The following is an 11,202-nucleotide window of genomic DNA, read 5'->3' as shown; positions in this document are numbered from 1 at the left end:
TATCCGTAAAAATCCGCGGTCTATCAAGCTTTTCTGAAAAATGCAGAAAATCAAAAAAGGACATCAGTCCTGCACTGTAGGACTGTGCCCATTTATATCCCTTTTACAAATCAGTGAATGAACCGGGGGTCATCACCCAGAGGTCACAGATCTCTAACATTAAATGTAAAAATCCACGTCTTATTTCCTACAATCTGCTCTTCAGCAAGCTATTTAGTAATTGTGTCCAATTTGCAAAATAATTCCGCTTGCCGCATTTTAAATTGTCAGATATGCTTATAAAACAAGAACACATGTTCCATACTGTAAATAAACTGTAAAACAATCATTGAAATGAACCTATTTTGATTCAAACCCTATGGATTGAGAAGTCAAAGGAGAGACTTGTTATGCCCCGCAAAGCCACACGTGTCATTATGCTAGCCGATTGCCAGTCGTTCTATGCCAGCGTAGAGAAGTCTGCACACCCTGAATACAGGGATCGTCCACTCGTTGTAGCCGGAGATCCCGCACGACGTTCGGGCATTATTCTGGCTGCCTGCCCTTTGGCCAAATCTTATGGCATTACTACTGCTGAGCGACTAGGCGAAGCCTTAGCGAAATGTCCGGACGTTGTCGTCATTCGCCCAAGAATGGCGGAGTATATTCGGGTCTCCCTGCACATTACGAGCATTCTACAGACGTACACCGATCTCGTTGAACCCTACAGCATTGATGAACAGTTTCTAGATGTCACCGGAAGTCTCGATCTGTTCGGCAGTCCGGAAGTGATCGCTAAGAGCATTCAATCCAGAGTCATGGAGGAGACAGGTGTATACATCCGTATTGGTATTAGCGACACGAAGGTCGTAAGCAAAATGGCTTGTGACCTATACGCCAAAAAAGTCCCCGGAGGCATCTACACCCTTCCCCGTAAGGATGTACAGACTACATTATGGCAAATGCCAGTCAGAGATATGTTTATGGTTGGTTCTCGTATGGCGAACCATCTCTATAAGATGGGTATTCATACCATTGGTGAGCTGGCTCAGACTCCCCTCTCTCGACTTCGAGATCGTTGGGGCGTAAATGGTGAGGTATTGTGGCGAATCGCTCGTGGCATAGATGATTCTCCAGTGAAGCCGGGAACATATGCCCATCAGCAAAAGGGGATTGGGCATCAGATGACTTTACCTCGGGACTATGAATCCTGGGAGGACATCAAGGTTGTTTTGCTTGAGTTAGCCGAACTTGTTAGCCGGCGTGCACGGGACAAATCACTGATGGGGGATGTTGTATCTGTCGGATGTCGTGGACAGGATTATGATCGTCCTACTGGCTTTTCGCGCCAAATGAAGGTAAATGAACCTACGAACATTACGGATGAGGTATACGATGCTGCGGCAGCCCTCTTCTTACGCCATTGGGACGGATTACCCATCCGCCGAATCAGCGTATCCTTAACTGGGCTTGTCGCTGATTCCGATATACAGCTATCCTGGTTCGACGATCGTGAACGAAAAAGAGAACTGGAACGCGCCACAGATGATATCAAACGTAAGTTCGGAGACACCGCGATTATGCGAGCCTCTTCCTTATGCTCATCCGCCCAGGCACAGGACCGTTCTCATAAAATTGGAGGTCATTATAAATGAGTAAAAAATTACAACAAAACGGAATCTTTGAATCTTCTCGCATGATGCTCCCTGAACACCGAGAAGCTTATATTCTTCATCAAGAGCATCTGGCTCCACGCACTCGTCCTTCTCTGGACGCTCAGGCGGCAGAGGAAATGTCTCGTCTACTCAGCGATTCGATGGTGTTAGGAGATGCCATCACCATTACTCTGTTCGACGAGTATGACGATATTCGTATCACCGGTCAGGTGCTGCGAATGAACCGTCCCGCCCGCACCCTTAAGCTACTTACAGATAACGGGACTCGGGACATTCAGATGAACCTGATCACAGATGTCACACTAGCCAGTGAGTAACACATCTTCCACAACCAAACGTCGATATCGTCAATAGGAACTATTCGCTCGCAAAGTCAGATTTGCGGATTCTCGGAGATAGTTGCAGTTCAATTCACGGGGACAGGACTGCTTTCCTACACGAAATGGACTCACTTCATGTATCAAGAATAACGATATAGAAGGCAGCCCTCTCGTACTAAAGAAGCAAAAGGAACCAGAAGTGATTCAAAAGATCATCTTAAGGGTAAAGCTCGCATTTTTAGTGCGTGTTCAAAAAGATCGGTTTTGAACAACCTCTTTAGAAGAAGCTCCAGTCGAATTCCTTAGAGAGACGCTCAAGCAGATGCACCCCGGCAATACTATTTCCTTTACGGTTCAAAGCCGGCCCCACCAATCCTATACCGAATTGACCTGGCACAAGTGTCAAAATCCCACCAGATACACCGCTCTTCGCAGGCAGTCCAACCTGGATAGCAAATTCACCGGATGCATTGTACATTCCGCAGGTGGTCATAAATGTTTTGGCAATCTGTACATAACGACGCGGAATTAACTCTTCTCCGGTGATGGGATCTGTCCCGTTGTAAGCAAGCACCAATGCCATACGTGCGAGATCCGCACAGGTTACCTCAATGGAGCAGTGACGGAAATACACGGCAAGTACATCTTCGACATCATCCTTGAGCACCCCGTTGTGCTTGAGGAAATATCCAAGGGATCGGTTTAGATGACCACTCTCTAACTCAGACTGAAAGACGGCCTCGTTGTAGTTTAATCGTTCATTGTTTGCCAGCTTACGGAAAAACTCTAGGATACGTCGGGATTTTTCTTCCTTGCAGTCTCCTGCAATTAAAGAGGACACCGTGATTGCACCAGCATTGATTAACGGATTAAATGGAATTCCTGGATCAACTAATTCCAGCTTAATCATGGAGTCATAATCGTCGCCAGTCGGTTCTTTTCCTACATTAAAGAACACAGCCTCTTCTCCATGATCCATCAAAGCGAGAATTAAGGTGAACACTTTGGAAATACTCTGCATTGTAAAAGGTACACCACAATCGCCGGCGGATACATGGTTACCCTCAGCGTCCATGATATGTATGCCAAGCTCATCCTGCGAAGCTTTGACCAGCTCTGGAATATAGGAAGCCACCTCACCTTGCCCTGTATGCAAACGACTCGTTTCCAACCATTCGGGCAATAAGGAGTTCAGTCGCTCCATCGTAGAATTGCTCATCTCCATCTCCTCCATCTCTCTGCTTATTATCTTACGCTATTAGAAAGGATTACCCGGAGTGGGTAATCCTCTACCATACATTAACGTCGTTTTAGCACTTCGCTCGTAAGTTCAGTTCGAGTATCTCTCCTGGTAACCCGTCATAATCGCCCACCCAAGTGGAAACAAAGTTCTGTCTCAGCAGTATTTGACGTGAAGCTGCATTCGTTGGATCAATCACAGCGTAGAGCTCACTGATGCCTGCTGCCTGAGCCTTTATAATTAACCGCGCGGCAATGGAAGTCCCATGACCTTGTCCCCAATGCTCAGGCAATATCATATATCCAATCTCCGCTCGATCTGGATTCGCTTCATCTGGAATTAGTTTGGCATAGGCTATGCCGTTTCCCTCATTGCTAGAGACCCGATAGAATCCGGTATCATTGTTGAGGTTGTAATCCAGCATGATTCCGAATTCCTCTTTTGCTTCCTGTTCAGGAAATGCACGTTCGGTAATCTGTTTCATCACTTCACTATTGGAGACAAGCGCATAATAATCTGCAAAATCAGGCTCTGTGTATTTCATAAAATTCATTATATTCGTACCTCCTCTGAATTAACATCAGGGCTTGCCCTTTAGATTTCCCCTAGAGTATACCAGAAGCAAAGTATGCAATGCACATCCCCCACATCACCGATTCCCCCCCTCCGTTCTTCTCCCTTACAGAACCCTATAAGAAGAACATCGATTGACGGACTTTCACAGAAGATAGACCGAGTAGGTTGGGGTTTTTATTGCGATAACCGAATGATTCAGCTCCGCTAAAAACGTAGACTTTCAATTAACTTCAAAAAAAAGCGGCCTCATAGAGGTCGCCAGTTCATTACAGATTCTAAGATATATGTCCGTTCCGTATTAGCTTGCCCGGGATGAAGGATGCAGACTCAGCTTTCCTTCCCGCTGACGGGTACGACGTTGTTGCCCCGGAGGTGTAATGATACATGCAAGCAACAAGGAGATCGTACAGAGAACAGCAATAACGATAAAGGTAAGATGGAACCCGCCCAGCAACGCGCTGATAAATGATCCGGCAAGTGCTCCAAAACCAAACCCTTGATAAATGACACCATAGTTTTTGCTCTGGTTTTTCAATCCGAAATAGTCTGCCACAATGGCTGGAAATACCGTGATATTCCCGCCAAAACAAAAAGCAATGGCTGCCACACAGGCGAAGAACACTCCAAAACTTAGCGGAACCAGACTCAGCGTCATCACGGCAATCGCTGTAACCAGCAATGCTCCAGCGATGACCTTCATCCGTCCTACTTTATCCGACAATGCACCTAGGATGATGCGACCTGCCGTGTTAAATATGGCGACCATAGCAACCGCGTTAGCAGCCGTGGCTGCGTTCAGACCTGCGAGCTGAACACCGATGTCTTTCACAATCCCGATAAGGTATAGACCACTCATACATGCCGTGAAGAAAATAACAAACAACATATAGGCTTCTTTTGTACGCAGCATTTCTTTGACCGTATAATCCTGCCGTACCTTCGAGGGCTGGTCTCCTTCTTTTTGACCCGCCGCAGCTTGATTACGAACCACCGCTTCACGGATCAAGAACGAGCCTGCCATGATTAGAACGAGCACGATGATTCCCCAATACATAAATGCCTGAGCAGGGCCTACCGAACTAATGAGTGCAGAATTCACATATTTGAACAGAAGACTGCCTGTACCAAAGGCTCCGACCGAAATACCTGAGATCAGACCTTTGCGCTCGGGAAACCACTTAATTAGATTAGACAACGAAGTGATATAAGCAGTACCGTCTGCGAATCCAACTACAAATCCAGCCAGAAGATAGAGCAGCGTTAACGAAGTCACTTGGGAACTAAGCACAAGTCCGAGCCCAAGCAGAATTCCTGCAATACGGATCAAGCGCTGAAGCCCCCATCGTTCCTGCAGACGTCCTGCAAACAATGTAGCAAATGCTAATGCAAAACTCGTTATTGAAAACGTGATCGCTACAGAGCTCACGTCCCATCCGAATCGATCGGAGAGCGGTTGGTTGAACAAGCTCCATGTGTAAATTGTACCTAGACCCATCTGTACAATAATGGTACCCAGTACGATAAGCCAGCGATTAATGGATGTAGATTCCGTCGTTGATGCCATATTAGATGCTGATGAAATGATTGCTTTCATCGTAATCTCCCCTTTGCCGATGTCAAATGCTTGAATGCGTTCACAAGCTAATCATACATGAAAGGGGATTCATTACACCGATTTTGGCATGAGTTGCATCAGAGCGGGAATGAAATGCCTCTAAATGCGCATGAGCTGCCTGAACTCTTTTACCTTTCCACGACTTACAGGCACTTCTGCCTCCAGATCACGCAGGCGTAACAGATACGTATTGTTAAACCAAGGCACAATTTCACGGATCTGAGCCAGATTCACCAGATACGAACGGTGGCAGCGAAAGAAGGTTTCCTGTGGTAAGCGTCCATGGAAATCCGTAATACTGACGGGCATCGTAAATTCACCATTTTTCGTGTACACCTTCGTTACCTTTTCCTGTGCTTCCGCATAATAGATATCCGTAGTATCCGTCACAATGATGTTGTCATTTCGTAATAGATTAATCCGCCTAACATCATGGCTGTTCGCTTCCCTCACCTGCGTTCCAGATGCCAAGCTTGATACAGACGAATCGTCATGAACAGGAGTCGTATGCTGAATGGATCTGTCCCCCATGCCACGTTCATGCTCCTCCTGCTCCTGATCCCGGCGGAATGTGGATTCAAGCTTGTTCAGCATAGCTGCAATCCGTTTCTCGTCATAAGGCTTCAATATATAATCCAACGCTTCCAGCTCAAAGGCCTCCACTGCATGTTCCTTGTACGCTGTCGTAAATACGATGTAGGGCTTACGTGCAAACTTCCCAATATGATGAGCCAGCGTCATGCCGTCTAACGAAGGAATGTTAATATCCAGAAAAATTACGTCAACTTCCTGCTCCTGCAGAAACTTCAGCACATCCAGTCCATCTTCAAGACAAGCAACAACTTCAATCTGGCTATGCTCCTGAATTAAATAATTCAACTCCTCACTAGCGAGGATCTCATCTTCAACAATAAGGGCTCTCATTGACCAATCACCTTGTTATGCATCTCCTTTGGGCACATCAAATAAAATATCTGTTCCTTGTTCCAGCCGAGTAATGGTTAAGCCTTGTCCATAAATAAGCTTCACACGCCGGTGTACGTTATATAATCCGATCTGATTCCCAGGCATCCGGTCATGGTGCACCTGTTCAATAATGTCTGGATGGATGCCTGATCCTGTATCGCTGACACCCACTCGCACAAAATTAGGATAATCCTGTACTCGAATACGAACCGTTCCCGGACCTTTCACTTTAAGAATGCCGTGGATAATGGCATTTTCAACAAGGGGCTGAATCACCAGACTTGGAATATGCACAGCCACCTCATCAATATCATAGATCACTTGCAGCCTGTTGCCGAAGCGTGCCTTTTCAATTTCCACATAATTACGAACCTGCTCCAACTCCTTATGAATATCGATCAGTTCATCTGACAGCTCCAGATTATACCGCATATATCCTGACAAATTCACAATTAACTCTCTTGCTCGATCAGGCTTCGTACGAATGGAGGAGGCTATGGCATTTAACGCATTAAACAGAAAATGAGGATGGATCGTCGTTTGCAGCGCCCTAAGCTCTGCTTTGTTCGCAGCAGCCTTAATCTCCTCAACACGGGATACCTCCATTTGCGTGGAAATAATCTGGGATAACCCTACCGCCATGGTCTGCAGAGGATACGTGATCTTGTAGGCTTTTCGATAATAAATTTTAAGCGCACCTGTCACTTCACCCCGCTCTTCTAGCGGAATAATAAGCAGGGAGTGAATATCCGGCGTCTTCTCATCAATCACATCATTACTAATGGTAATCTCACCACTGGAGATCGTTTTTTTCGTCATCTCACTAATAATCTCATTTCCGATATGATACCGTTCTTCACCAAATCCCACATAAGCGAGTACATTTCTTGTATCGGTAATAGCCACCGCATCTGCCTGGATGTCCTCCTGAATAATTCGGCAGATTGTACGAAGAGAGTCTTCGTCAATAGAACGGAAATACGGCAGCGTTTTGTTAGCAATATCTAATGCGAGCTTCGCCTGGCGAGCTGCGATCATTTCTTTTTCTCCTTCAACACTCTGCACGAGAAGCACAATCAACCCGATATTCATCTCACCTAGAATCATTGGTAGTGCAATCTGAGACACGATATCTGCCCCCAATGGGTCTGGATAGGAGTACAACAAAATAAGTAACATCGTCAGTGCTTCACAGATCATGCCAGCGGCGATCCCGATAATCCAGCGTTTGGACTTAGGCGTATACTTGTGAATGTAACCCGATACGAGACCTGCGATAATACTTGTGATGAGACAAGGAATAGCCGTTACTCCGTCCATATCAATCAAATAACGGTGTACTCCAGATACAATCCCTGTAATAATCCCCACTGGCGCTCCAAACAAAATACCACCTGATAACACAGCGATGATTCGTACATTGACAAGAGAACCCTCTACATTAATTCCCGTATATGTCCCGAAAATCGCAAAAGCACAGAACAGTAGTGTAACTGCTACATATTCCTGCCACCTTAATTTGCCCTTCTGCAGGATTTGCCGAAATCGGGGTACTCTGGACAAAAAGAATAAAAAGATAATTAACAATGCTGCCCGTTCAAACAAACCAAGCAGCATAATAAACATTTCAGACAATCGAACTTCCTCCATATCTATTAGACATTAGCGTAACTATATTGTACAAAAGCTCCTATGTGTAGAACCTACTCATCATGCTCGTATGCAACAGTTTACCGCTCCCCCTACAGGAAAGCAAAGCTCTGCCCCAAAATTCAGTACTTATTCATTATCCTTCACGATCTGTTTATTAGACGGATTGCCATAATCCTGTAGAGATAAACGATTACGTTACCAAGCAAACTCCTATTCCACTGAGATAGTAAATAACAAAGGAGCCATCCCGTCATAATCATGACTTTTGGGATAGCTCCTTTTTAACACATCATTGTTAGAAATCCGTTATACATCAGGCGTTACACCTATCTAAACATGCCCCATAGCTTAATCAGATGGAACGTATTATTCGGGTCAATCTTCTGTGCGATAACAAAAGCTACAAATTGCTCCTCTTGAGCAGACGAGAAGCTCTCATTCATAATGACTGCTGAAGACTTCACAAGTCTTCTCACCTTTGCACGATCCTGAAGATCCGACTTGGTTACTCCATCAATCAGTTTTTTGATACGCTCTTTTACAGCAGGATTCTTCATCTTTGTTTTGATCCGCTCCACTAACTGCGGACTAATTCCATATTGTTGATAACCCAAGGGACTTAGCACCTCCTGAATAATGAACTCACTTCTTATTCATATGACAGGAGGGCTTGTACACTTGACCTTTTTCCCAAGGAAATACGGAAAGCGGCTATTATCATCTATTCGCTAAAGTCCGGTTTTCAGTATCAAGAAGATGAGACGAAGCTAGAAATGGAGTAGCAGAGCGTAGATTAAGCTACGTGAGCAACTACATTGTTTCCGAAGGAAACAACCTTCGTAAGCATCTTCTTATTTCGGCTGAGTCCCAGCTTCACCGCTGATGATGCCGCTAGGCATCTTTCGTAATCAAAAGTGGACTTTTTGAACTACCTCTTACAATCAACGTTCAAAAAGTCCGGTTTTCAGTATCAAGAAGATGGGATGAAGCTAGAAATGGAGTAGCGGAGCGTAGATATAGCTACGTGAGCAACGGACATTTCGGCTGAGTCCCAGCTTCGCCGCTGATGATGCCGCTAGGCATCTTTCGTAATCAAAAGTGGACTTTTTGAACCACCTCTAAGTTAATCGATTAGGTCGCCTTGAAACACTTGTTGCCCCTGTAAATACTCACGCAGTGGTGCGTAGTCGATAGATGTCCAGAAATTTGCATCTGTAATTAAGCTGGAGACATCATCTCTGGCCTGCTCCAATACCGCAAAGTCAGCAACCATATCTGCCAATCGAAACTCGGGCAATCCGCTCTGCTTGGTGCCGAAGAAATCACCAGGACCTCGCAAATCTAGATCGCGCCGAGACACTTCGAAGCCATCATCCGTTTCCGTCATGACCTTCATACGTTCTTGTCCAACTTCTGACTTCGGATCAGCAATGAGTACACAATAGGAAGCATGAGCTCCACGGCCAACTCGGCCTCGAAGCTGGTGAAGCTGTGACAGACCGAAACGATCCGCATCCATGATCACCATAAGCGTAGCATTAGGTACATCTACCCCTACCTCGATGACCGTCGTCGAAACGAGCAGCTGAATATCGTTACTGTAAAAGTCACGCATCATTTCCTCTTTTTCCGTCGCCGTCATTCGTCCATGAAGCAAACCCACACGATAGTGAGGAAAATTCTGCTGCATCTGTACATGCAGATCAATCGCATTTTGAACGTCCAGCTTCTCCGATTCTTCAATGAGTGGACAGATCAGATATGCTTGCCGCCCCTGATCCACTTCTCGGGATATAAAGCCCAGTACTCGCTCCATCTTGTCATGCTTCACCCAGTAGGTAGAGATCGGGATACGCCCTTTAGGTCGCTCTGAGATCGTAGATACTTCAATATCGCCAAAAGCTGTAATTGCCAGTGTCCTAGGAATCGGCGTAGCTGTCATCGTCAACACATCCGGGTTATATCCCTTACGGCGGAGAACACTGCGCTGATTCACACCGAAACGGTGCTGCTCATCGGTTACCACGAGTCCTAAATCACGGAAGAATACATCCTCCTGAATCAGAGCATGCGTGCCTACCACGATATCAATCATGCCCATTTGCAAAGAAGCAATCAGATCTTTACGTTTGCGGCCGTTCACACTACCTGTCAGCAGTCCAACGGTCACCCCAAACGGTTCGAACAGCTTTTGCAATGATCTCATATGCTGCTCTGCCAGAATCTCTGTAGGCACCATTAGAGCTCCCTGAAACCCAGACCGCACCGTGGTGTAGAGAGCAATCGCCGCAATAACGGTTTTGCCTGACCCTACATCTCCCTGAAGCAGACGGTTCATCGAATACGGCGAGCGCATATCATGCAAAATTTCAAGCTCTACCTTCTTCTGTGCATCTGTCAGCTCAAACGGCAAACTGCGTACAAATTCGCGAATGGTCGTATTATCCGTCGTATGCACGACCCCATCCATACGATCTCGGTTAAGAGCTCGATATGCCTGCATTTTAAGTTGGAATAAGAAGAGTTCTTCATACACCATTCGTTGTCTGGCTCGCTGGCCTTCCTGGTTATCCTGTGGATGATGAATTCCAGCAATCGCTTGTTTGCGAGGCAAGAGACTGTATTTATTTAATAAACTTCGAGGCAAAATTTCAGGAATTAACTCCCCGTATTGCACGAGTCCTTGCTGAATGGTTTTACGCATCCACGTTTGTGTGAGCTTACCCGTTACTGAGTATACAGGTTGAAGTGTACCTGTACGTCCTTCCCCTTTATCGGGAAATTCAGAATCGGATACCGTCATCTGCATACGCTTTTGTTCCCATTTGCCTGTGATGACAATCTCACGGTTAGGTGTTAGCTGGTCTTTCAGGAAATGCCGATTAAACCAAGTGGCTGTAATCATCCATTCCTCTGTCATCACCTTACACGTAAGCCTTGATTTCTTCCCGTATCTCTGTAGCACAGGAATGCCCATAATTTTGCCCTGAATGGTAATCTTGTCTCCATCCTTCACTTCACTGAGGGAACGCAAACGATAATCCTCGTATCTGAACGGATAATATTCTAATAGATCTTTTACAGTAGAGATGCCAAAGGCGTGAAGCTCTCCCTCTTTGAGAGCACTCACGCCGTTGATTTGTTTTACGGATATTTCATCCCATTTCATGTCTAATC

9 protein-coding genes are annotated in these 11,202 nt (G+C 45.7%); 2 read left to right on the top strand and 7 right to left on the bottom strand.

Features of this window, described 5'->3' with window-relative positions; genetic code table 11:
- Positions 1-389 precede the first annotated feature (389 nt).
- Together J2T19_RS01580 and J2T19_RS01575 are read left to right on the top strand one after the other, a co-directional pair.
- Positions 390-1,634 (top strand): DNA polymerase IV, encoded by a 1,245-nt coding sequence (locus J2T19_RS01580; RefSeq protein ID WP_307212373.1) that lies wholly within the window; start codon positions 390-392, stop codon positions 1,632-1,634.
- Positions 1,631-1,972 (top strand): YolD-like family protein, encoded by a 342-nt coding sequence (locus tag J2T19_RS01575; protein WP_307212370.1) that lies wholly within the window; start codon positions 1,631-1,633, stop codon positions 1,970-1,972. The genes J2T19_RS01580 and J2T19_RS01575 overlap by 4 nt, the downstream gene beginning before the upstream one ends.
- A 280-nt stretch (positions 1,973-2,252) precedes the next feature.
- Here J2T19_RS01575 and glsA read toward each other — a convergent pair whose 3' ends face one another.
- The 7 genes from glsA to recG form a co-directional block, all read right to left on the bottom strand.
- A complete protein-coding gene (glsA, locus tag J2T19_RS01570; RefSeq protein WP_307212366.1) occupies positions 2,253-3,194 on the bottom strand; it encodes a glutaminase A in 942 nt (313 codons plus the stop codon).
- 91 nt (positions 3,195-3,285) lie between these two features.
- A complete protein-coding gene (locus tag J2T19_RS01565; RefSeq protein ID WP_307212363.1) occupies positions 3,286-3,768 on the bottom strand; it encodes a GNAT family N-acetyltransferase in 483 nt (160 codons plus the stop codon).
- 321 nt (positions 3,769-4,089) lie between these two features.
- Positions 4,090-5,385, bottom strand: a complete 1,296-nt coding sequence (locus tag J2T19_RS01560) for an L-lactate MFS transporter (protein WP_307212360.1) — start codon at positions 5,383-5,385, stop codon at positions 4,090-4,092.
- A gap of 120 nt (positions 5,386-5,505) precedes the next feature.
- On the bottom strand, positions 5,506-6,330 hold the full coding sequence (locus J2T19_RS01555) for a LytR/AlgR family response regulator transcription factor (RefSeq protein ID WP_307212358.1): 825 nt from the start codon (positions 6,328-6,330) through the stop codon (positions 5,506-5,508).
- Between the two features lie 15 nt (positions 6,331-6,345).
- The gene (locus J2T19_RS01550) at positions 6,346-7,989 is read right to left on the bottom strand and encodes a sensor histidine kinase (RefSeq protein ID WP_307213118.1); all 1,644 of its coding nucleotides are present in this window, start codon (positions 7,987-7,989) and stop codon (positions 6,346-6,348) included.
- Between the two features lie 362 nt (positions 7,990-8,351).
- Entirely contained in the window at positions 8,352-8,639 is a 288-nt protein-coding gene (locus J2T19_RS01545) for a stage VI sporulation protein F (protein ID WP_056696392.1), read from the bottom strand.
- A gap of 509 nt (positions 8,640-9,148) precedes the next feature.
- Positions 9,149-11,194, bottom strand: coding sequence for an ATP-dependent DNA helicase RecG (gene recG / locus J2T19_RS01540; RefSeq protein WP_307212355.1), 2,046 nt, complete (start codon positions 11,192-11,194; stop codon positions 9,149-9,151).
- Between the last annotated feature and the right edge of the window lie 8 nt (positions 11,195-11,202).

The organism is Paenibacillus tundrae, from assembly GCF_030812775.1.
GTDB lineage: Bacteria > Bacillota > Bacilli > Paenibacillales > Paenibacillaceae > Paenibacillus > Paenibacillus tundrae_A.
This window is presented reverse-complemented; position numbering and strand designations above follow the sequence as displayed.

What these genes read in the sequence shown, in the direction of transcription:
- J2T19_RS01565 (WP_307212363.1), bottom strand. Translation starts at nt 3,768, where the DNA reads ATGAATTTTATGAAATACACAGAGCCTGATTTTGCAGATTATTATGCG.
- recG (WP_307212355.1), bottom strand. Translation starts at nt 11,194, where the DNA reads ATGAAATGGGATGAAATATCCGTAAAACAAATCAACGGCGTGAGTGCT.
- glsA (WP_307212366.1), bottom strand. Translation starts at nt 3,194, where the DNA reads ATGAGCAATTCTACGATGGAGCGACTGAACTCCTTATTGCCCGAATGG.
- J2T19_RS01560 (WP_307212360.1), bottom strand. Translation starts at nt 5,385, where the DNA reads ATGAAAGCAATCATTTCATCAGCATCTAATATGGCATCAACGACGGAA.
- J2T19_RS01580 (WP_307212373.1), top strand. Translation starts at nt 390, where the DNA reads ATGCCCCGCAAAGCCACACGTGTCATTATGCTAGCCGATTGCCAGTCG.
- J2T19_RS01555 (WP_307212358.1), bottom strand. Translation starts at nt 6,330, where the DNA reads ATGAGAGCCCTTATTGTTGAAGATGAGATCCTCGCTAGTGAGGAGTTG.
- J2T19_RS01550 (WP_307213118.1), bottom strand. Translation starts at nt 7,989, where the DNA reads ATGCTGCTTGGTTTGTTTGAACGGGCAGCATTGTTAATTATCTTTTTA.
- J2T19_RS01575 (WP_307212370.1), top strand. Translation starts at nt 1,631, where the DNA reads ATGAGTAAAAAATTACAACAAAACGGAATCTTTGAATCTTCTCGCATG.